Source organism: Pseudomonas sp. GD03842, assembly GCF_029841165.1.
Classification (GTDB): Bacteria; Pseudomonadota; Gammaproteobacteria; order Pseudomonadales; family Pseudomonadaceae; genus Aquipseudomonas.
The window spans coordinates 116,911-137,950 of sequence record NZ_JAOCEA010000011.1 but is presented as its reverse complement, the minus strand read 5'-3'; the positions used below and the strand labels follow the sequence as shown (position 1 = coordinate 137,950).

Annotated in this window: 17 protein-coding genes and 2 tRNA genes; 1 reads left to right on the top strand and 18 read right to left on the bottom strand. The window is 58.9% G+C overall.

Annotated features, from left to right (window positions below; genetic code table 11):
- Window positions 1-78: 78 nt before the first annotated feature.
- From pnp to rlmE, 15 genes are all read right to left on the bottom strand, one after another.
- Window positions 79-2,184 (bottom strand): polyribonucleotide nucleotidyltransferase, encoded by a 2,106-nt coding sequence (gene pnp / locus N5D61_RS16890; protein ID WP_108237950.1) that lies wholly within the window; start codon window positions 2,182-2,184, stop codon window positions 79-81.
- A 177-nt stretch (window positions 2,185-2,361) separates the two neighbouring features.
- Window positions 2,362-2,631, bottom strand: a complete 270-nt coding sequence (gene rpsO, locus N5D61_RS16885; RefSeq protein ID WP_027900329.1) for a 30S ribosomal protein S15 — start codon at window positions 2,629-2,631, stop codon at window positions 2,362-2,364.
- A gap of 149 nt (window positions 2,632-2,780) precedes the next feature.
- Window positions 2,781-3,698, bottom strand: a complete 918-nt coding sequence (gene truB / locus N5D61_RS16880; protein ID WP_108237949.1) for a tRNA pseudouridine(55) synthase TruB — start codon at window positions 3,696-3,698, stop codon at window positions 2,781-2,783.
- Between the two features lie 4 nt (window positions 3,699-3,702).
- Complete coding sequence (gene rbfA, locus N5D61_RS16875; RefSeq protein WP_108237948.1) at window positions 3,703-4,104, bottom strand: 30S ribosome-binding factor RbfA; 402 nt, start codon at window positions 4,102-4,104, stop codon at window positions 3,703-3,705.
- 157 nt (window positions 4,105-4,261) lie between these two features.
- The gene (gene infB / locus N5D61_RS16870; RefSeq protein ID WP_108237947.1) at window positions 4,262-6,793 is read right to left on the bottom strand and encodes a translation initiation factor IF-2; all 2,532 of its coding nucleotides are present in this window, start codon (window positions 6,791-6,793) and stop codon (window positions 4,262-4,264) included.
- A gap of 27 nt (window positions 6,794-6,820) precedes the next feature.
- Window positions 6,821-8,302, bottom strand: a complete 1,482-nt coding sequence (gene nusA, locus N5D61_RS16865) for a transcription termination factor NusA (RefSeq protein ID WP_108237946.1) — start codon at window positions 8,300-8,302, stop codon at window positions 6,821-6,823.
- Between the two features lie 59 nt (window positions 8,303-8,361).
- Window positions 8,362-8,820, bottom strand: coding sequence for a ribosome maturation factor RimP (gene rimP / locus N5D61_RS16860; RefSeq protein WP_158541429.1), 459 nt, complete (start codon window positions 8,818-8,820; stop codon window positions 8,362-8,364).
- Between the two features lie 129 nt (window positions 8,821-8,949).
- Window positions 8,950-9,026 (bottom strand) — tRNA-Met (locus tag N5D61_RS16855).
- 97 nt (window positions 9,027-9,123) lie between these two features.
- A tRNA-Leu gene (locus N5D61_RS16850) sits at window positions 9,124-9,209 on the bottom strand.
- A gap of 45 nt (window positions 9,210-9,254) precedes the next feature.
- Window positions 9,255-9,638, bottom strand: a complete 384-nt coding sequence (gene secG / locus N5D61_RS16845) for a preprotein translocase subunit SecG (RefSeq protein ID WP_108237945.1) — start codon at window positions 9,636-9,638, stop codon at window positions 9,255-9,257.
- A 4-nt stretch (window positions 9,639-9,642) separates the two neighbouring features.
- Window positions 9,643-10,398 carry a triose-phosphate isomerase gene (gene tpiA / locus N5D61_RS16840; protein WP_279893602.1) on the bottom strand — a complete coding sequence of 252 codons (756 nt, stop codon included), beginning with the start codon at window positions 10,396-10,398 and terminating at the stop codon, window positions 9,643-9,645.
- 66 nt (window positions 10,399-10,464) lie between these two features.
- The gene (gene glmM / locus N5D61_RS16835) at window positions 10,465-11,808 is read right to left on the bottom strand and encodes a phosphoglucosamine mutase (RefSeq protein ID WP_108237943.1); all 1,344 of its coding nucleotides are present in this window, start codon (window positions 11,806-11,808) and stop codon (window positions 10,465-10,467) included.
- 16 nt (window positions 11,809-11,824) lie between these two features.
- Window positions 11,825-12,676, bottom strand: a complete 852-nt coding sequence (gene folP, locus N5D61_RS16830) for a dihydropteroate synthase (RefSeq protein ID WP_108237942.1) — start codon at window positions 12,674-12,676, stop codon at window positions 11,825-11,827.
- Window positions 12,677-12,684: 8 nt separating this feature from the next.
- On the bottom strand, window positions 12,685-14,595 hold the full coding sequence (ftsH, locus tag N5D61_RS16825) for an ATP-dependent zinc metalloprotease FtsH (protein WP_108237941.1): 1,911 nt from the start codon (window positions 14,593-14,595) through the stop codon (window positions 12,685-12,687).
- A gap of 187 nt (window positions 14,596-14,782) precedes the next feature.
- Window positions 14,783-15,433, bottom strand: coding sequence for a 23S rRNA (uridine(2552)-2'-O)-methyltransferase RlmE (gene rlmE, locus N5D61_RS16820; RefSeq protein ID WP_279893601.1), 651 nt, complete (start codon window positions 15,431-15,433; stop codon window positions 14,783-14,785).
- 102 nt (window positions 15,434-15,535) lie between these two features.
- Between rlmE and N5D61_RS16815 the strand changes: the two genes are divergently transcribed.
- Entirely contained in the window at window positions 15,536-15,844 is a 309-nt protein-coding gene (locus N5D61_RS16815) for a YhbY family RNA-binding protein (RefSeq protein ID WP_108237939.1), read from the top strand.
- Window positions 15,845-15,934: 90 nt separating this feature from the next.
- On the opposite strand, the gene greA is transcribed toward N5D61_RS16815, so the two are convergent.
- The 3 genes from greA to carA all read right to left on the bottom strand — a co-directional run bounded on the left by greA (window position 15,935) and on the right by carA (window position 20,899).
- Window positions 15,935-16,411, bottom strand: a complete 477-nt coding sequence (gene greA / locus N5D61_RS16810; RefSeq protein ID WP_108237980.1) for a transcription elongation factor GreA — start codon at window positions 16,409-16,411, stop codon at window positions 15,935-15,937.
- A gap of 2 nt (window positions 16,412-16,413) precedes the next feature.
- Window positions 16,414-19,635 carry a carbamoyl-phosphate synthase large subunit gene (gene carB, locus N5D61_RS16805; protein ID WP_108237938.1) on the bottom strand — a complete coding sequence of 1,074 codons (3,222 nt, stop codon included), beginning with the start codon at window positions 19,633-19,635 and terminating at the stop codon, window positions 16,414-16,416.
- Between the two features lie 127 nt (window positions 19,636-19,762).
- Window positions 19,763-20,899 (bottom strand): glutamine-hydrolyzing carbamoyl-phosphate synthase small subunit, encoded by a 1,137-nt coding sequence (gene carA / locus N5D61_RS16800; protein ID WP_279893600.1) that lies wholly within the window; start codon window positions 20,897-20,899, stop codon window positions 19,763-19,765.
- Window positions 20,900-21,040: the final 141 nt, after the last annotated feature.

Sequence of the window (21,040 nt, the reverse complement as noted above, 5' to 3'; positions counted from 1 at the left end):
GGGTGTCGTAACCTGTTATTTATGTTCAAAAAAAAAGGGCCCCGAAGGGCCCTTCCATTCATCCGTCACGACGTGCGATCAAACGCCCGACGCTTTGGCTGCCGCAACGTCTTTGATCGACAGCTTGATGCGGCCGCGGTTGTCCACGTCCAACACCAGCACTTCGACTTCCTGACCTTCTTTCAGTACGTCGGTGACTTTCTCGACGCGAGCATCGCTCAGCATGGAGATGTGCACCAGACCGTCCTTGCCAGGCAGGATGTTGACAAAGGCGCCGAAGTCGACGATGCGCTCGACCTTACCGAGGTAGATCTTGCCGATTTCGGCTTCTGCAGTAATGCCCAGAACACGCTGGCGCGCGGCTTCGGCAGCTTCTTTAGTCTCGCCGAAGATCTTGATCGAGCCGTCGTCTTCGATGTCGATGGAAGCCTTGGTTTCTTCGCAGATGGCACGAATGGTCGCGCCGCCCTTACCGATGACGTCACGGATCTTGTCGGTGTCGATCTTCATCGAAATCATCGTTGGAGCATTTTCCGACAGCTCGGAACGCGATTGGCCGATGACGTTGTTCATCTGACCCAGAATGTTCAGACGAGCTTCCAAGGCCTGACCCAAAGCGATCTCCATGATCTCTTCGGTGATGCCCTTGATCTTGATGTCCATCTGCAGCGCCGTGACACCGTTCGCGGTACCGGCCACTTTGAAGTCCATGTCGCCGAGGTGGTCTTCGTCACCCAGGATGTCGGTCAGAACAGCGAATTTCTCGCCTTCCTTGACCAGGCCCATGGCGATACCGGCCACAGGTGCCTTCATCGGTACACCCGCGTCCATCAAAGCCAGCGAAGCGCCGCAGACGGAGGCCATGGAGCTGGAACCGTTGGATTCGGTGATTTCCGAAACGACACGAACGGTGTACGGGAACTCGTCAGCCGGAGGCAGCATGGCTTGAACGCCACGACGTGCCAAACGACCGTGGCCGATTTCACGACGACCGGCACCGCCCATGCGGCCGCACTCGCCCACCGAGAACGGTGGGAAGTTGTAGTGCAGCATGAAGGAATCTTTCTTTTCGCCTTCCAGAGTGTCCAGCAACTGAGCGTCACGCGCGGTGCCCAAGGTAGCCACGACCAGCGCCTGAGTTTCGCCACGGGTGAAAAGGGCCGAGCCGTGGGTCTTCGGCAGAACGCCGACTTCAATGTTCAGCGGACGCACGGTGCGGTTGTCACGGCCATCGATACGCGGTTTGCCGTTGACGATGTTCTCGCGAACGGTACGGTATTCGATCTCGCCGAAAGCGGCTTTGACTTCCGAAGCCGACGGGCTCCCTTCTTCGACGGCCAGTTTGGCAACGACCTGATCCTTCAACTCGCCCAGGCGTGCGTAGCGGTCAGCCTTGACGGTGATGGTGTACGCCTCGGAGATGGCCGCACCGAATTCGGCGCGGATCGCGTTCAGCAGCGCCGTGGCCTCAGGCTGAGGAGCCCATGCCCAAGTCGGCTTGCCCGCTTCGGCGGCCAGTTCCTTGACGGCCTTGATCACGGCCTGGAATTCGTCGTGGGCAAACAGCACAGCGCCCAGCATCTGGTCTTCGGTCAACTCCTTGGCTTCCGATTCAACCATCAGTACCGCTTCTTCGGTACCGGCGACCACCATGTCCAGGCTCGACGCCTTCAGTTGCTCGTACGTCGGGTTCAGCAGATAGCCGGTGCTTTCGTGGAAAGCCACGCGTGCAGCGCCGATCGGGCCATCGAAAGGGATGCCGGAAATGGCCAGTGCAGCGGAGGTGCCGATCATGGCAGCGATGTCCGGATCGGTCTTTTTGCTGGTGGACACGACGGTGCAGACAACCTGCACTTCATTCATGAAGCCTTCAGGAAACAATGGGCGGATCGGACGGTCGATCAGACGCGAAGTCAGTGTTTCCTTCTCGGAAGGACGCCCTTCACGCTTGAAGAAACCGCCAGGAATTTTACCGGCGGCGTAGGTTTTTTCCTGGTAGTGAACGGACAGCGGGAAGAAGCCTTTGCTTGCGTCCGCTTGCTTGGCGCCGACTACGGTCACGAGCACGGTGACGTCGTTGTCAACGGTGACCAATACCGCACCAGAAGCCTGACGGGCGATGCGGCCTGTCTCCAGCGTGACGGTCGACTGACCGAATTGAAACTTCTTGATTACCGGGTTCACGGTTTCCTACCTTCTTTGTGGCTCTTGGGGGAACTGGTTTCTTGCGAATTCTTGGGTATCGGCGGGAATCGGACCCAGCCGTTACACCAGATAAAACTAGAGGCTGGGAGCTCGCCAGCCCACAGGCATGATGGCCTGCGGGACGTGACGAACAACCAACCTCTAACTGCGGCGTTATTAGCGACGCAGACCCAGACGACCGATCAGGGCGCTGTAACGGCTAACGTCCTTACCTTTCAGGTAATCCAGCAGCTTGCGGCGCTGGTTTACCATGCGGATCAGACCACGACGGGAGTGGTGGTCCTTACCGTTGGCCTTGAAGTGGCCTTGCAGCTTGTTGATGTTGGCGGTCAGCAGTGCAACTTGCACTTCTGGCGAACCAGTATCACCGGCAGCTTGCTGGTAGTCGGTTACGATCTGAGCTTTTTCTTCAACGCTGAGTGCCATGTGGGCATTCCTTATTTCGGGAAACCGCTCGCGAGAAGCGGTTTCAACAGGCCGGGAGCAATTCCCGTATTAAAAAAGGAGGAGTGACCATGCCTGTTGACAGCCACCCTCGTACCGCCGCGTCAGGATATCCGACACAACGGCTTCGGTCACTCTGACCGAATCAGTCGACGCGGCGCAATACGCCCGTCTTCACTCACTTCACCGATCCCGATGAAACGACCTTCATGATCCTGCACCCGCACCATGCCGAATTTCGGCGCATCCGGCGCGCGAACGGGTTGCCCGTGCAACCAGTAAAACGAGCTGTGCTCGGAAAACTTCAGCAGTGGCCAGTCTTGCAGACCGCTGTCGGAGGGCATCAGGAAACGGTCGACCGCCTCGTTGCCACCTTCGGCGTGCACGGCTTCCAGCTCTTCGAGGGTGACCGTTTGTGCCAGCGTGAACGGTCCGGCTTGGGTACGACGCAACTCTGCGACATAGGCACCACAGCCGAGCTCTTCACCGATATCCTCTACCAGCGTGCGAATGTAGGTGCCTTTGCTGCAACCGACCGATAGCCGGGCAGTCTCGCCCTCGCACGCCAGTAATTCCAGGCGCGCAATAGTAACAGAACGCGCTTCACGCTCCACCACTTCCCCTGCGCGGGCCAGCTTGTACAACGGTTGACCATCACGCTTGAGAGCCGAGTACATGGGCGGTATCTGACTGATTTCTCCACGAAAAGCAGGCAAGACCGCCTCGATATCGGCGCGACCAACGGTCACGGGACGGGTTTGCAACACCTCGCCTTCCGCGTCGGCGGTGGTGGTGGTCTTGCCCAATTGCATCAACGTCTCGTAGCCCTTGTCGGAATCGAGCAGATACTGGGAAAACTTGGTCGCCTCGCCGAAGCACAACGGCAGGACGCCGGTCGCCAGAGGGTCGAGACTGCCGGTGTGCCCGGCCTTTTCCGCATTGAGCAACCAGCGCACTTTCTGCAACGCAGCGTTGGAGGTAAACCCCAGCGGCTTGTCCAGCAGGATGATGCCACTGACGTTACGGCGGATACGCTTGACCTGAGCCACGCCGTCAGTCCTCCGAACCGTCTTGCTTCGCGGCCGGCTCGTGCTGGCTGTCCTCGGCCACAGCGCGCTCGATCAGCGCCGACAGGTGGGCGCCACGGGAGACGCTCTCGTCGTAGTGGAAGTGCAATTGCGGGACGCTGCGCAGCTTCATCTCGCGGCCCAGTTGCATACGCAGGAAGCCTGCCGCAGCGTTCAACACCTTGAGGGTTTGAGCGATGTCTTGCGCGCCATCCTGCCCCATCACGGTGATGTAGATTTTGGCGTGACCGACGTCACGGCTCACGTCCACGGCTGTAATGGTGACCAGACCTACGCGAGGGTCCTTGACTTCACGACGGATCAACTGTGCCAGCTCGCGCTGCATCTGATCGCCGATACGTTGGGTGCGGCTGTATTCTTTTGCCATGTCTTGTTACCTGTACTGACCCACGGCATGAGCCGTACGGTCTGAAAGCGGCAAACGCCCGGCCAGGCTGAAGCCGGACCGGGCGTTGCGTTGAGAGTTCATAACACTCGGCGGGCACAGGCCTGCGACGAGTATCGCGACTCTTGAGGCTCGCGATTCAGAGGCTGCGAGCCACTTCGACCTTCTCGAACACTTCGATCTTGTCGCCGACCTTGACGTCGTTGTAGCTCTTGACGCCGATACCGCACTCCATGCCGGCACGCACTTCAGAAGCGTCATCCTTGAAGCGACGCAGGGACTCCAGTTCGCCTTCGAAGATAACGATGTCTTCACGGAGTACGCGAATCGGACGGTTCCGGTACACGACACCTTCGGTGACCATGCAACCTGCGATCGCACCGAATTTCGGCGAGCGGAACACGTCACGCACTTCGGCGATACCCAGGATGTTTTCCCGGACGTCGCTGCCAAGCATGCCGGTGAGGGCCTTCTTGACGTCTTCGATGATGTCGTAGATGACGTTGTAATAACGCATGTCCAGACCTTCCTGCTCGACGATCTTGCGCGCACCGGCATCGGCACGCACGTTGAAGCCGAACAGAACAGCGTTGGAAGCCAGCGCCAGGTTGGCGTCGCTTTCGGTGATACCACCGACGCCGCCACCCACGACACGCACCTGCACTTCATCGTTGCCCAGGCCGTTCAGAGCACCTTGCAGCGCTTCAAGAGAGCCACGAACATCGGATTTGAGGACGATGTTGAGCGTCTTCTTCTCTTCCTGCCCCATGCTCTCGAAGATGTTTTCCAGCTTGCCTGCGTGAGCACGGGCCAGCTTGACTTCGCGGAACTTGCCTTGACGGAACAGCGCCACTTCGCGAGCTTTCTTCTCGTCAGCGACCACACTCATCTCGTCGCCCGCATCCGGCGTACCGTCCAGGCCGAGAATCTCGACCGGGATGGCCGGGCCAGCTTCCTTGATAGGCTTGCCATTCTCATCGAGCATGGCGCGGACGCGACCGTAGTTGGAGCCGACCAGAACCATATCGCCTTGACGCAGCGTACCGTCCTGAACCAGGACGGTGGCCACAGGACCACGCCCCTTGTCCAGACGCGATTCAACTACCACACCGCGACCCGGCGCGGAAGGCGTGGCCTTGAGCTCCAGAACTTCGGCCTGGAGCAGGACAGCTTCCAGCAACTCGTCGACGCCCGTACCCATTTTCGCCGAAACCGGTACGAATGGGCTGTCGCCACCCCACTCTTCCGGGTTCACGCCGTGGGCCGCCAATTCACTCTTGATGCGGTCCAAGTCAGCGCCCGGTTTGTCGATCTTGTTCACGGCGACCACCAGCGGCACACCGGCAGCCTGTGCGTGCTGCACGGCTTCGATGGTCTGCGGCATCACGCCGTCGTCTGCGGCGACGACCAGAATCACGATGTCGGTGGCCTTGGCACCACGAGCACGCATCGCGGTAAACGCAGCGTGGCCCGGGGTGTCCAGGAAGGTCACCATGCCACGCTCGGTTTCCACGTGGTAAGCACCGATGTGCTGAGTGATACCACCGGCCTCGCCAGCAGCGACCTTGGCACGACGGATGTAGTCGAGCAGCGAGGTCTTACCGTGGTCGACGTGGCCCATGACGGTCACGACCGGCGCACGAGGTACGGTCTCACCTTCGAACTTCAGCGACTCGGCGAGGGAATCTTCCAGCGCGGTGTCACTGATCAGGGTCACTTTGTGGCCCAGTTCTTCAGCAACCAGTTGGGCAGTTTCCTGATCCAGTACCTGGTTGATGGTGGCCGGGGTACCCAGCTTGAACATGAACTTGATGATTTCAGCGGCCTTGACCGACATCTGCTGGGCGAGGTCGCCCACAGTGATGGTCTCGCCGATCTTCACTTCACGGATCACAGGACCGGTTGGGTTCTGGAAGCCATGCGCGTTACGCTTCTTCAGTTTGGCCTTGCCACCGCGACCGCCACGACGGAAACCATCGCTTTCTTCGTCCGTGGTGCGCGGAGCAACGCGCGGCGCGGGCGCCTTCTCCTTGACGGTGGCACGATGCGGGGCGTTCTTGCGTTCACCATCACCACCGCCGCGACGGTTGCTATCGTCGTTACGGGTGCGATCAGGTCGGCGCGGCTCGTCCTTCTTCCGGGCATCGGCAGCGGGAGCGGCCACTGGAGCCGCTTCGACAGGCGCGTCCACGGCCTGTGGAGCGGGCTCTGGCTCTGGCGCAGGAGCAACGGCCTCGGCAGCTTCCGGAGCTGGAGCAGGCTGACGGCGCGCTTCTTCCTCGGCACGCAGACGGGCTTCTTCTTCAGCCTTTTGACGGGCGGCATTTTCTACCGCACGACGTTCTTCCTGCTCACGCTTGCGCTCGGCTTCGATTTCTTCCGGGCTGCGCTGTACAAAGACTTTCTTCTTGCGCACTTCCACGCTGATGCTTTTGCTACCGGCAACGCGCAGGGTACTGGTGGTCTTACGCTGCAAAGTGATCTTGCGCGGTTCTTCCACTTTTGCCTTGTGGCCGCTTTTCAGGTGCGTCAACAGGGCTTGCTTTTCGTTATCGGTCACAACTTGCTCGGCGGCGGTGTGCGGCAGACCTGCCTCACGCATCTGCTGTAGCAGGCGCTCTACCGGTGTGTCGACCGTTTTGGCCAGTTCTTTCACCGTGACTTGCGTCATGCACTTCTCTCCTCAGGCCGCATTTACTTACTCGAACCAATGGGCTCGGGCGGCCATGATCAACTTGCCGGCACGATCATCGTCAATGCCGTCGATGTCGAGCAGGTCGTCAATAGACTGCTCGGCCAGGTCTTCGCGGGTAATCACGCCGCGCACCGCCAGTTCCATCGCCAAATCCTTGTCCATGCCCTCAAGCGAGAGCAGGTCTTCGGCCGGATGGGCGTCTGCCAGCTTTTCCTCAGTAGCGATGGCTTTGGTCAACAAACGATCCTTGGCACGAGCACGAAGCTCGTTGACGATGTCTTCGTCGAAGCCGTCGATGTTGAGCATTTCTTCCAACGGTACGTAGGCAATCTCTTCCAGGCTGGTGAAGCCTTCGTCGACCAGCACCTGAGCCAGTTCTTCGTCGACTTCCAGCTCGTCGATGAAGTTGCGCAGGATGTCGCCGGTTTCCGCTTGCTGCTTGGCCTGGATGTCCGATTCGGTCATCACGTTCAGGGTCCAGCCGGTCAACTGACTGGCAAGGCGAACGTTCTGGCCACCACGGCCAATCGCCTGGGCCAGGTTATCTGCACCTACAGCGATATCCATGGCGTGGGCGTCTTCATCAACGATGATCGCCGCCACTTCGGCAGGCGACATGGCGTTGATGACAAACTGTGCAGGGTTGTCGTCCCACAGCACGATATCCACACGCTCACCGCCCAGCTCACCGGAGACAGCCTGGACACGCGAACCGCGCATGCCGATGCAGGCGCCTTGCGGGTCAATGCGCTTGTCCTTGGAGCGAACTGCGATTTTTGCACGCGATCCAGGATCGCGAGAGGCAGCCATCACCTCGATCAGGCCTTCGGCGATTTCCGGAACTTCAATCCGGAAAAGCTCGATCAGCATTTCCGGCGCGGTACGCGACAGGATCAGCTGAGGGCCGCGGTTTTCGGTGCGGATCTCTTTGAGCAATGCACGGACGCGAACACCCACACGGAAAGTCTCCCGCGAGATGATGTCTTCACGCGCCAGCAACGCCTCGGCATTGTTACCCAGGTCGACGATGACATTGTCACGTGTCACCTTTTTAACAGTGCCGGAAATGATTTCGCCCAGACGCTCGCGATAAGCATCGACGACCTGAGCACGTTCGGCTTCGCGAACCTTCTGCACGATGACCTGCTTGGCAGTCTGCGCAGCGATGCGGCCGAATTCGATGGATTCGATTTTCTCTTCTACGACGTCACCGACCTTGGCGCCCGGGTGGGTCTGAGCCACCTTCGTTGGCCAGGTTTCGATCGCCGGATCGTCAAGATCGTCTTCTTCGACAACGGTCCAGCGACGGAACGTCTCATAGGAACCGGTGTGGCGATTGATCTCCACACGCAGGTCCACTTCGTCTTCGAAACGCTTTTTGGTGGCCGTGGCCAAAGCAATTTCAAGCGCTTCAAAAATCACGCCGGCCGGTACGCCTTTTTCATTGGATACCGACTCAACAACCAGCAGTACTTCTTTGCTCATCGTACGCCTCGCCTTTCGCAAGCCATTGGATCCGCGGGATCCGCAGTATCTGGCACGTCTCAGTCAAACGTGGGAATAATGTTGGCCTTGTCGATCAGATCGATCGGCAACAGGTACTCATGGGCATCCACTTGCACCACGACATCCTGCTCCTCCACCCCGCGGAGAAGACCTTGAAAGTTACGTCGCCCTTCGAAAGGCGAGCGCAGCTTTATTTTCACTTGTTCCCCGGCATGCGAGGCAAACTGTTCGAGCGTGAACAGCGGGCGATCCATGCCGGGAGAGGAAACTTCGAGGGTGTATTCAGAGCTGATCGGATCTTCGACATCCAGAACACCACTGACCTGGCGGCTGACGCCTTCACAGTCGTCCACCAGAATCCCGCCTTCCTTATCGATATAAATGCGCAGCAACGAGTGCCGACCCTGGGAGATGAATTCAATCCCCCAACATTGATAGCCAAGGCCCTCGACCACTGGGGCCAACAAGGCCTGCAACTGTTCTAGCTTGCTCGACACCTGAACCCCCTCGTGCATGCTGTGCAAATAAAAAATGGGCGAAGCGCCCATCATGAAAACGCCGTTGAATAGCGGCGTCATAAAGTGTCCAGCTAACAAAAAGCCCCTTAAAAGGGGCTCAGCGAAAACTGGTTGCGGGGGCTGGATTTGAACCAACGACCTTCGGGTTATGAGCCCGACGAGCTACCAGACTGCTCCACCCCGCGACAAAGCTGGGGCGGAAGTATACGACCGAACCCGATCTGGGTCAATCCGACACATCCACCTACAAGAAAGCCCGCTACTGCGGGCTGCCTTGTTAATTGGTACCGAGAAGGGGACTCGAACCCCTACACCCTATGGGCACAACCACCTCAAGGTTGCGTGTCTACCAATTCCACCACCTCGGCATTACAACTCTTTTTGCAGCCCCAATATCAGCTGCGAATTCCGTATTACTTCTGTTCCGGAGCAGCAGGAACATCGGCTGGTGTAGCGGCAGGCTTGGCCTGACCTTCCAGCACCGGCACATCATCTGTCGCCGGCTTTTGTTTCACTTCAAGTACCGCTGGATCTGGCAAACCTACCTGAGTCAGCTGATGAGACTTCTCTTTAGCAAAGTAACCTAACCCTAAGCTGGTCAAGAAGAAACAGGCGGCAAGTATAGCAGTAAACTTACTAAGAAAGGTAGAGGAACCTTGGCTTCCGAAGACAGTATTTGATGCACCTGCCCCGAACGACGCGCCAGCGTCCGCACCTTTACCCTGCTGCAGCAATACCAGAGCAACCACGCCCAGGGCAGCCAGCAGATGAAGAACGATTACGACTGTTTCCAGCATTTTTTCAGTTTCCCGCGGCGCGAATGATCGCACCGAACTCATCTGCATTCAGGGAAGCACCACCAATGAGGCCCCCATCGATATCCGGCATGCTGAACAGCTCGGCCGCATTGGCCGCCTTCACGCTGCCGCCATAGAGAAGCCGCACGCCTTGTGCAACTTCAGAATTCTCTTTCGCCAACTGCGCACGAATGGCTGCGTGCACTTCCTGCGCCTGCTCGGGCGAGGCTGTCAATCCGGTGCCAATGGCCCAGACCGGCTCGTAAGCGATTACCGCACTAACGAATGCATCGATTCCCAACTCTTCGATGATGCTGTCGAGCTGCTGCCCGACCACATCAAGGGTCTTGCCGGCCTGACGCTCTTCAAGGGTCTCACCCACGCACAGGACCGGAATGAGGCCACTTGCCTGGGCAGCTGCGAACTTCCGGTTCAGCACCTCGTTGCCTTCGCCCATGATATGGCGACGCTCTGAATGCCCAACCAGCACCAGCTTGCAACCCGCGTCCTGCAACTGAGTAGGCGAGATTTCACCGGTCAGTGCGCCCTGCCCCGCCTCATGCGCGCAGTTCTGCGCACCTACGGCGATCGAGTGCCCTTCGAAGCATTCAGCAACAAAGCCGATGTGCAGACTCGAAGGAAACACAGCGACCTCGACACCCTCAGGAATGGCGATGTTCGCCAACCCTTCGACCAGCTCAGCGACGCTGGCGCAGGTACCGTGCATTTTCCAGTTACCAGCTACCATAGGGCGACGCATGCTGTACCTCGTCGGTCAAAGTGGGCGCAGATGTTACCCAACAGTTTCAACACTGGCAAGCCGAAATCAGGCGCAAACTTCCGTGACCAGTTTCGCGAGCTCGTCAGCGTAACTTTTCACCTGGTTTTCTTCCTCGCCTTCGACCATCACCCGCACCAGGGGCTCTGTCCCGGACTTGCGCAACAGGACACGCCCGCGCCCACCCATAGCCGCAGTGACCCGCTCGCAGGCTTCCTTCACGGCAGGGTGCTGCACAGGGTCGACCTTGCTGCCTTCAAAGCGCACATTGACCAATACCTGCGGGCATTTCTTCACACCTTGGCGCGACTCGGCCAGACTCTGACCCGTGCGCTTCAAAGCCAGGAGCACTTGAAGCGCCGCGATAATGGCGTCGCCAGTCGTGGTGTGCTGGAAGCAAACGACATGGCCTGAGTTTTCGCCGCCCACTTGCCAGTCACGCTCCAACAGCTCAGCGATGACGTAGCGGTCGCCAACGTTGGCGCGAACGAACGGAATGTTGAGATCGGCCAGCGCCAGCTCCAGCCCCAGGTTGCTCATCAGCGTACCCACGACACCACCCTGAAGCCGTCCGCGCTCCAGCAGGTCCCTGGCGATGATGAATAACAGCTCGTCACCGTCGACTACCGTACCGGTGTGATCAACCATCAGCACCCGATCGCCGTCGCCATCGAAGCCAATGCCCAGGTCGGCCTTTTCGGCCACCACGGCAGCCTGGAGATTGCCCATGTGGGTCGAGCCGCAGTCGTCGTTGATGTTCAGCCCGTTAGGGGTAGCAGACAGCACCGAAACCTGAGCGCCCAACTCTCGGAAAACGTTGGGAGCGACCTTGTACGTGGCGCCGTGTGCGCAGTCGATCACAAGTTTCAGCCCCGCAAAACTGGTGCTCGTCGGCACGCTGCTTTTGCAGAATTCGATGTATCGACCCGCAGCGTCGTTGATACGCGATACCTTGCCGAGCTTCTCGGACTCGACAACCGTCATCGGCGCATCGAGCAACTCTTCGATCATCATCTCGATATCGTCCGGCAGCTTGGTGCCCTGCCCGGAGAAAAATTTGATGCCGTTGTCATAATGCGGGTTATGCGATGCACTGATCACGATGCCCGCTTGCGCCTGAAACGTGCGGGTCAAATAGGCAATTGCCGGGGTTGGCATCGGACCTAACAGCATGACATCGGCACCGGCCGCGGAGAGGCCGGCTTCGAGCGCGGATTCGAACATGTAGCCCGAGATACGCGTGTCCTTGCCCACCAGGATGCGGCACGCGCCCATCTTGCGGAACGCCATCCCCGCCGCCCAGCCAAGCTTGAGCATGAAATCCGGGGTGATCGGGAATTGACCGACACGACCGCGAATGCCGTCTGTTCCGAAATATTTCTTCTTGGTCATGGGTGCTCCAGCCTTTTTATTTTGCCGACTCGACAGCGGCAATCATCCGCACCACGTCGACAGTTTCCGCCACATCGTGGACACGTAAAATTTTTGCGCCCTGCATTACAGCCATCGCGGCCAGGGCAAGCGCGCCGTAGAGACGCTCGTCGACAGGCTTGTCCAGGACCTTCCCGATCATGCTCTTGCGCGAAACGCCGACCAAGAGAGGGCGCCCCAGCGCATGCAGCGCTGGCATGTGCTTGAACAGGCTGAGGTTGTGATCCAGGGTCTTGGCGAAGCCGTAGCCGGGGTCAAGGACAATGTTCTCAACCGGAATTCCCGCTGCGACACACGCCTCCATGCGCGCCTTGAGAAACGACGCCACCTCCCCGACGAGATCGTCGTAGTGTGGATCGTCCTGCATGTTCGTCGGCTCACCGCGCATGTGCATCAGACAAACCGGCAAACCTGTCGCGACAGCGGCATCCAAGGCGCCCTCTCGTTGAAGGGAGCGCACGTCGTTGATGAGACCCGCACCAAGGCGAGCCGTCTCCCGCATCACCGCCGGCGTGGAAGTGTCCACGGAAATGATGACATCGAGTTCGCGGGCGATGGCCTCGACAATCGGCGCAACGCGCTCCAACTCTTCGAGCGGAGCCACTGGCCGGGCGCCAGGACGCGTCGACTCCCCCCCGACATCGATGAGCGTGGCGCCCGCCGCGACCATGGACTGGGCATGCCTCAGCGCGAGATCACGCTGTGCGAAACGACCGCCATCCGAAAACGAGTCAGGCGTGATGTTGAGGATGCCCATGACATGGGGCCGCGATAAATCAAGAACCCGGTTGCCGCAAGGCAACCGGGTCGGGTACAGCGTGGAAGTCATGTCAGGCCTTAGTGATCAGCAGCGGGACCGCCGATGGGAGTTTCCGGCCGAGGGCCAACAGGCGCGGCAGGCGTACCGGAGTTACCGGTTCCACCGGACCAGTCACGGGGCTCGCGCGGCGTGCGCCCGGCCATGATGTCGTCAATCTGCTCGGCATCGATCGTCTCGTACTTCATCAGCGCATCCGCCATGGCATCGAGCTTGTCACGGTTGTCCGTGAGAATCTGCTTGGCCGTTCCGTAGCAGTGATCGATGATGCTACGCACCTCGGAGTCGATCATTCGCGCCGTATCGGCCGACAGGCTCGCGCTCTGTCCACCACCGCCACGCCCGAGATAGCCGCCGTCTTCCTCTTCGGAATACATCAATGGCCCCAGCTTCTCGGAAAGGCCCCACTTGGTCACCATGTTCCGTGCGATCTGGCTTGCACGCATGATGTCGTTCGACGCACCGGTGGTAACCCCATCGAAGCCCAGCGTCATTTCTTCTGCAATCCGCCCCCCGTACAGCGAGCAGATCTGACTGATCAGCGCGCGCTTGGACAGGCTGTAACGGTCTTCTTCAGGGAGAAACATCGTTACACCCAGTGCACGACCACGCGGAATGATCGACACCTTGTAGACAGGATCATGCTCAGGCACGACGCGCCCAACGATCGCGTGCCCCGCCTCGTGATAAGCAGTGTTCTGTTTTTCCTTCTCGGACATGACCATGGTCTTGCGCTCGGCGCCCATCATGATCTTGTCTTTCGCCAACTCGAACTCTTTCATTTCGACGACGCGTTTGCCAACGCGAGCGGCGAACAACGACGCTTCGTTGACCAGGTTCGCCAAATCGGCACCGGAAAAGCCTGGGGTGCCACGCGCAATGACAGCCGCGTTGACATCATCACCCATGGGCACCTTGCGCATGTGCACTTTCAAAATTTGCTCGCGACCTCTAATGTCCGGCAATCCAACGACGACCTGACGGTCGAAGCGGCCAGGCCTCAGCAACGCGGGGTCGAGAACATCAGGACGGTTGGTGGCGGCGATCACGATGATGCCATCGTTCATCTCGAAGCCGTCCATCTCCACCAGTAACTGGTTGAGGGTCTGTTCGCGCTCGTCGTGACCACCGCCCATGCCGGCACCGCGGTGGCGACCAACGGCGTCGATCTCGTCGATGAAGATGATGCAAGGCGCATGCTTCTTCGCCTGCTCGAACATATCGCGAACACGGCTAGCACCCACACCGACGAACATCTCGACGAAGTCAGAACCGGAAATCGTGAAGAACGGCACTTTGGCTTCGCCCGCGATGGCTTTGGCAAGCAAGGTCTTACCGGTGCCCGGTGGGCCGACCATCAACACGCCACGCGGAATACGGCCGCCGAGACGTTGGAATTTACCCGGGTCGCGGAGAAATTCGACGAGCTCGCCGACTTCTTCCTTGGCCTCATCGCAACCTGCGACATCCGCCAGCGTGGTCTTGACCTGATCTTCCGATAGCAAACGGGCCTTACTCTTGCCGAAACTCATCGGGCCGCCCTTGCCGCCCGCACCGCCCTGCATCTGGCGCATGAAGAACATGAAGACGGCGATGATCACCAGAATCGGGAAGCTGGCGACGAGGAGCTGGGTCCAAATGCTTTGCTGTTCAGGCTGCTTGCCTTCGATCACGACATTGTTGTCGACCAGATCACCGATCAAACCGTTGTCCTGAATAGCTGGACGGATGGTTTTGAAGGAATCGCCATCGGTGCGCTTGCCCGTGATCACGTAACCATCCACGGCAACTTTCTCGACCTTGCCATCCTTCACTTGCTGGATGAACTCGGAATAGTTGAGGGTCTGCGGCTCGTTCGGGCTGGAGAAGTTGTTCATCACCGTCACGAGGACTGCAGCGATGATCAACCACAGGATCAAATTCTTTGCCATATCGTTCAATTAGCTACCCTCTGAAGCAAGCGCCAGGCTGGAGCGTGCCTCGCATGATATTCACCGGCCTAACTTACTACAGAACCTACAGGCGTGGCAGGCGGCGTCTGTAACCCTTTGTGAAACTTTGACAACAAGATGTTCGTTACGCTTCGTAAATAAAGCCATTTGAAAAAAGCTATTGCCTTTACTCGAAACCGCCCGGCACTTCATAGCCGCCCTTGAAACCCCGTCCCAGCAGATATTGCTCACGGGAACGGTCGCGGGACGACGTGGGCTTGCGCATCTGCACCTTGTCGAACATTTTCCGGACTTCCTTGTGGTAGGCATCAAAACCTTCGCCCTGGAAGATCTTGATCAAAAAATCACCACCCGGACGCAATACTCGACCCGCCAGGTCGAGCGCCAGCTCACACAGGAACATGGCGCGTGGCATATCCACGGCGCTTACTCCACTCATATTGGGGGCCATATCCGAAATCACAAGGTCCACTTCGGTATTCCCTATAGCCGCGAGGATCTGTTTGAACACGTCGTCCTCGGTGAAATCCCCCTGGATAAAGGTCACATCAGGGATGCTGTCCATTTCCAGGATGTCAGAAGCGATCAAACGCCCCTGCCCACCAATCAGACGACTGGTCACCTGGGACCAGCCTCCTGGGGCGGCACCGAGATCGACTACCGTCATCCCTGGACGGATCAAGCGGTCCTTTTCCTGGATTTCCAGCAGTTTGTAGCTCGCACGCGAACGGTAGCCGTCCTTTTGCGCCTGTTTGACGAAGGGGTCGTTGAAATGCTCTCTGAGCCAGTTATGGCTACTTTTGGAACGCTGCGCCACGGGGCACCTCGATGATAAGGGTCGTGATTGACTGGGCGGAGCCACGGCCCCTCGGGTAAAATGCCCGCCAATTTTACAGAGTCAGACGAAAAGGGTCAGATTATGCCGCTCAATAACGAGCAGAAGAAACAATACAAATCCATCGGACATGACCTGAAGCCAGTCTTGATGGTGGCAGGCAATGGGTTGAGCGAGGGCGTACTGGCCGAGCTTGACCGCGCGCTCGTGGATCATGAACTGATCAAAGTCCAGATCAAGCTGGAAGACCGCGACGAACGTCGCGCGGTCATCGATGAACTGTGCAAGCTGGGCCGTGCGGAACTCGTGCAGACCATCGGCAAAATGGCGTTGATTTACCGCAAGAACCCGCAGCCAAACAAGCAACTCTCCAACATCCACCGTTACAAATAACGGCATCAACGCTCAGGCCGCGAGCTCGCGCCCCCGAGCGTAACCTGCTTGTCATCGGAAGCCGGAAATCCCGGCTTCCGAGGCAGCAGGTCAGATGTGCTTGACCTCCACGATTTCGTACTCGACCAGACCGCTTGGGGTCTTGATCGCAACGACATCGCCTTCTTCCTTGCCAATGATCGCCCGGGCAATCGGCGCACTCACCGAAATCTTGCCGAGTTTGATATTGGCTTCATCTTCGCCCACGATCTGGTAGGTCACCTGCTCGTCGGTATCGACGTTGGCCAGATCGACGGTCGTACCGAAGATAACCTTACCGGTGTGCGCGATGGTGGTGACGTCGATCACCACGGAGTTCTGCAAGCGCCCTTCGATATCCCGGATTCGCGCCTCGACCATGCCCTGCTCTTCGCGAGCGGCATGGTATTCGGCATTTTCCTTCAGGTCGCCCAACTCACGCGCCTCACCGATAGCCTGGCTCAAGCGCGGACGCTCGACCTTGCTCAGGTGATTCAGCTCTTCTTCCAGGGCGCGGGCGCCCTGAACGGTCATTGGATATTTGGTCATGCTCATGCGTTAAGTCCTGCGTGCAGATCCTGCAAGCGACGAACGGTTTTTTCCGGACCGAATTTCAACGCTTCGCAGATGGCTTCACCGGCCGCGATGGTGGTCGTGCAGTAAATCTTGTGCTGCAACGCATTGCGGCGGATCGAATAAGAGTCAGCAATGGACTGACGGCCTTCGGTCGTGTTGATGATCAGCGACACCTCGTCGTTCTTGATCATGTCGACCACGTGTGGACGGCCCTCGGTCACCTTGTTGACACGACGAACTTTCAGACCGGCCGCCTCGATGACGCGTGCAGTGCCTGCAGTGGCCACGACTTCGAAGCCCAGTTCGATCAAGTCGCGGGCAACGCCTGCAACCAATTGCTTGTCATCATCACGGACGCTGATGAACGCGGTGCCACCGGTCGGCAGCACTTCGCTTGCACCCATCTGCGCCTTGGCGAATGCCTCGCCAAATGTATCACCCACCCCCATGACTTCGCCGGTCGACTTCATTTCCGGGCCGAGGATCGGGTCGACGCCAGGGAATTTGGCGAAGGGGAATACTGCTTCCTTGACACTGTAGAAGTTCGGGATGATTTCCTGAGTGAAGCCCAACTCTTTCAGGGTCTTACCCGCCATGACGCGCGCAGCGATCATGGCCAACGAAGTGCCGATGCACTTGGAAACGAAAGGCACGGTACGCGAAGCCCGCGGGTTGACTTCGATCACGTAGATCTTGTCGCCCTGCAATGCCAGTTGTACGTTCATCAGGCCCACAACGCCCAACTCGAGCGCCATCTTGCGCACCTGCTCACGCACCTGATCCTGCACGTCCTTGCTGAGCGAATAAGGCGGCAGCGAGCACGCTGAGTCCCCCGAGTGAACACCCGCCTGCTCGATGTGCTGCATGATCGCGCCGATGACCACGTCGGTACCGTCACAAACCGCATCGACGTCCATCTCGATGGCGCAGTTGAGGAAGTGATCGAGCAACACCGGGCTGTCGTTGGAAACCTGCACCGCTTCGCGCAGGTAACGCTTCAATTCGTCCAGTTCATAGACGATCTCCATGGCGCGCCCACCCAGAACGTAGGACGGACGCACCACCAGTGGGTAGCCGATGCCGCCGGCAGCCTGAATGGCTTCGTCCTCGCTGCGCACGGTAGCGTTTGGCGGCTGCAGCAGGTTCAAGCGCTGAACCATCTGCTGGAAGCGTTCACGGTCTTCGGCACGGTCGATGGCATCAGGGCTGGTGCCGATGATCGGTACGCCCGCCTCTTCCAGGGCACGTGCCAGCTTCAAAGGCGTTTGGCCACCGTAGTGCACGATGACACCTTTAGGCTTCTCGACGCGGCAGATTTCCAGCACGTCTTCCAGCGTCAGCGGCTCGAAGTACAGACGGTCCGAGGTGTCATAGTCGGTGGACACGGTTTCCGGGTTGCAGTTGACCATGATGGTCTCGTAACCGTCTTCACGCAGGGCCAGCGCGGCATGCACACAGCAGTAGTCGAACTCGATACCTTGCCCGATACGGTTCGGGCCGCCACCCAGAATCATGATCTTGTCGCGAGTGGACGGATTGGCCTCGCACTCTTCCTCGTACGTGGAGTACAGGTAGGCAGTGTCGGTGGCGAACTCGGCTGCGCACGTGTCGACGCGCTTGTAAACCGGCAGCACCTCCAGCTTGTGGCGATGGCGACGCAGGTTCTTGTCGGTGATGCCCAGCAGCTTGGCCAGACGCTGATCGGAGAAGCCTTTGCGCTTCAGGCGCAGCATCAGGTCTTTGTCGATGGAGGACAGGGCCAGGGTCTTGACCTTCTCCTCTTCTTTGATCAGGTCTTCGATCTGGATCAGGAACCAGTGATCAATGTTGGTCAGGGCGAAAATTTCGTCGCGCGTCATGCCCGCCCGGAAAGCGTCGGCAACGTACCAGATACGCTCGGCACCCGGCACCGTCAGTTCGCGCTTGAGGATGCTGTTGGCTTCAGGCCCGGCCAGATCGACTTTAGGGTCCAGACCGCAAGCCCCCACTTCCAGACCGCGAAGAGCCTTCTGCAGCGACTCCTGGAACGTGCGACCGATGGCCATGACTTCACCCACGGATTTCATCTGGGTGGTCAGGCGAGCGTCGGCTTTCGGGAATTTCTCAAAGGCGAAGCGCGGCAGCTTGGTCACGACGTAGTCGATGGAAGGCTCGAAGGACGCTGGCGTGCGGCCGCCAGTGATGTCGTTCTGCAATTCGTCGAGGGTGTACCCGATGGCCAGCTTGGCAGCGATCTTGGCGATCGGGAAACCGGTGGCTTTGGAGGCCAGAGCCGATGAGCGGGAAACCCGCGGGTTCATCTCGATCACAACCATGCGGCCGGTGTCCGGGCAGATACCGAACTGGACGTTGGAACCCCCGGTTTCAACGCCGATCTCACGCAGCACCGCCAGCGAGGCGTTGCGCATGATCTGGTATTCCTTGTCGGTCAAGGTCTGTGCAGGCGCGACGGTGATCGAGTCACCGGTATGCACGCCCATCGGGTCGAAGTTCTCGATGGAGCAGACGATGATGCAGTTGTCCTTTTTGTCACGGACAACTTCCATTTCGTATTCTTTCCAGCCGATCAGCGATTCGTCGATCAGCAGTTCCTTGGTCGGCGACAGATCCAGACCGCGAGCGCAGATCTCTTCGAATTCTTCACGGTTGTAGGCGATGCCGCCGCCGGTGCCGCCCATGGTGAAGGACGGACGAATGATGCATGGGAAGCCCAGCTTCTCGAGGACCGCATTGGCCTCTTCCATGCTGTGGGCGATACCGGAACGCGGGCATTCCAGACCGATGGATTTCATGGCCTTGTCGAAACGGGACCGGTCTTCGGCCTTGTCGATGGTGTCGGCGTTAGCCCCGATCATTTCGACGCCGAACTTCTCCAGGACGCCTTCGCGTTCCAGATCCAGTGCGCAGTTCAACGCAGTCTGGCCGCCCATGGTTGGCAGCAGTGCGTCTGGACGCTCTTTCTCGATGATCTTGGCAACGGTCGCCCACTTGATCGGCTCGATATAAGTGGCGTCGGCCATGGCCGGGTCGGTCATGATGGTGGCCGGGTTGGAGTTCACCAGAATGACGCGGTAACCCTCCTCGCGCAGCGCCTTGCAGGCCTGAGCGCCGGAGTAGTCGAATTCACAGGCCTGGCCGATCACGATCGGGCCAGCGCCAAGAATCAGGATGCTTTTAATGTCTGTACGTTTTGGCATGGGTTGTCACTCGAATCCTGTGTCAGTCGGCAAGCCGTCTTGAACATTCTCTGAGGTGGCCGGGCAGGCTGTCGGATGAATCCGGCCTGCCGCAGCCACCTGCTCGCTACAGTCGCAAGTCAGCCGCTTAGCGGCGCTTGGCCATGGCTGTGATAAAGCGATCAAACAGCGGCGCGACGTCGTTAGGGCCCGGGCTCGCTTCAGGGTGACCCTGGAAGCTGAAGGCGTCCTTGTCGGTGCGCTCGATACCTTGCAGGGTGCCGTCGAACAGCGATTTGTGAATCGCGCGGACGTTGCCCGGCAAGGTGGCTTCGTCGACCGCAAAGCCGTGGTTCTGGCTGGTGATCATGACGACGCCAGTGTCCATATCCTGAACCGGGTGGTTGGCACCGTGGTGGCCGTGACCCATCTTGACGGTTTTCGCACCCGAGGCCAGGGCCAGCAGTTGGTGCCCCAGGCAGATGCCGAATACCGGAATGTCGGTTTCCAGAACATCCTTGATGGCTTGAATAGCGTAGTCGCAGGGCTCGGGATCGCCTGGGCCGTTGGACAGGAATACGCCGTCCGGGTTGAGGGCCAACACTTCACGAGCTGGGGTCTGGGCAGGCACCACGGTCACGCGGCAGCCGCGCTCGACCAGCATGCGCAGGATGTTGGTCTTGACGCCGTAGTCGTACGCCACGACGTTGTACGGCAGGTCAGCGGCAGCGATTTCAGGGTGGCTATCGGTCTGCAGACTCCAAACGCTGGAACGCCACTCGTAGCTTTCCTTGGTGCTGACGACCTTGGCCAGGTCCATGCCTTTCAGGCCGGGGAAGCCACGCGCTGCTGCGATGGCCGCTTCTTCGGAAATGTTGTCGCCGGCCATGATGCAGCCATCCTGGGCGCCTTTCTCGCGCAGGATGCGAGTGAGGCGGCGAGTATCGATGCCTGCGATGGCGACAACGTTGTTGGCTTTCAAGTAGTCAGCCAGCGACATTTTGTTGCGCCAGTTGCTCGCGACCAGAGGCAGATCGCGAATCACCAGACCGGCGGACCACACGCGGTCCGACTCGGCATCTTCCGGCGTGGTGCCAGTGTTGCCGATATGAGGGTAGGTCAAGGTAACGATTTGCTGGGCATAGGAAGGATCGGTAAGGATTTCCTGATAGCCGGTCATTGCGGTGTTGAACACCACCTCACCAACGGTCTGACCGTCGGCTCCAATGGCTTCGCCGCGAAAAATGCTGCCATCAGCAAGGGCGAGTATGGCTGGCTTAGTCAAGAAGACCTCCCGTAATAAAGCCTGAAAGGGCGATCGCAGGTTGTAAAAAAGCGGAATGACGTATTGACACGTCACCCCGCTTTTTTTCGTCGAATTATCTGCGCGCTTTTAGTGGACACACTAAAGCTGTAGCTTACAGAA

Bases quoted from the DNA above. Each gene is read 5' to 3' on its own strand.
- tpiA (WP_279893602.1), bottom strand. From the start codon at position 10,398: ATGCGTCGCCCTATGGTAGCTGGTAACTGGAAAATGCACGGTACCTGC.
- infB (WP_108237947.1), bottom strand. From the start codon at position 6,793: ATGACGCAAGTCACGGTGAAAGAACTGGCCAAAACGGTCGACACACCG.
- secG (WP_108237945.1), bottom strand. From the start codon at position 9,638: ATGCTGGAAACAGTCGTAATCGTTCTTCATCTGCTGGCTGCCCTGGGC.
- ftsH (WP_108237941.1), bottom strand. From the start codon at position 14,595: ATGGCAAAGAATTTGATCCTGTGGTTGATCATCGCTGCAGTCCTCGTG.
- folP (WP_108237942.1), bottom strand. From the start codon at position 12,676: ATGACTTCCACGCTGTACCCGACCCGGTTGCCTTGCGGCAACCGGGTT.
- rpsO (WP_027900329.1), bottom strand. From the start codon at position 2,631: ATGGCACTCAGCGTTGAAGAAAAAGCTCAGATCGTAACCGACTACCAG.
- nusA (WP_108237946.1), bottom strand. From the start codon at position 8,302: ATGAGCAAAGAAGTACTGCTGGTTGTTGAGTCGGTATCCAATGAAAAA.
- N5D61_RS16815 (WP_108237939.1), top strand. From the start codon at position 15,536: ATGCCGCTCAATAACGAGCAGAAGAAACAATACAAATCCATCGGACAT.
- rbfA (WP_108237948.1), bottom strand. From the start codon at position 4,104: ATGGCAAAAGAATACAGCCGCACCCAACGTATCGGCGATCAGATGCAG.
- greA (WP_108237980.1), bottom strand. From the start codon at position 16,411: ATGACCAAATATCCAATGACCGTTCAGGGCGCCCGCGCCCTGGAAGAA.
- glmM (WP_108237943.1), bottom strand. From the start codon at position 11,808: ATGACCAAGAAGAAATATTTCGGAACAGACGGCATTCGCGGTCGTGTC.
- carB (WP_108237938.1), bottom strand. From the start codon at position 19,635: ATGCCAAAACGTACAGACATTAAAAGCATCCTGATTCTTGGCGCTGGC.